Origin of the sequence: Salmonella sp. SAL4457, assembly GCF_046548235.1 — a bacterium.
In the GTDB taxonomy this organism is placed as follows: domain Bacteria; phylum Pseudomonadota; class Gammaproteobacteria; order Enterobacterales; family Enterobacteriaceae; genus Salmonella; species Salmonella enterica.
Genome location: NZ_JBGDZO010000184.1, coordinates 1 through 339 on the forward strand (window position 1 = coordinate 1; position 339 = coordinate 339).

At 62.5% G+C, this 339-nt stretch carries 1 pseudogene; it reads left to right on the forward strand.

The window, feature by feature from the left end:
- Positions 1 to 121: 121 nt before the first annotated feature.
- Positions 122 to 339: pseudogene (locus tag ACLJNW_RS23825) on the forward strand (hypothetical protein); the annotation flags it as partial.

Here is a 339-nt window from a genome sequence, read left to right on the forward strand (position 1 = left end):
GATGTCTGCTGCATGTTTCTCCGCTTTCGTAGGAGCTTTCAGGGAAAAACGCCGCAACGAGGCGAGCATTTGGAGCCTCCGCCGGGATAGACTATCCTGGTCTATACCAATAAGGCCCGTCATGCTAGCCACCAGCCTGGTGCTATGCGCCGCCGTTCTCCACGCCACCTGGAACACCCTGGTCAAGTTCAGCAGCGACCGCTTGCTGGTCGTCGCCTGCATGGACGTGGTCGGCGTGCTCTGCGCCATCCTGCTGTTGCCCTTCGTCAGCCTGCCGCCGGCCGAAGTCTGGCCCTGGCTGCTCGGCGCCACCGTCCTGCAACTGCTCTACCGGGTACC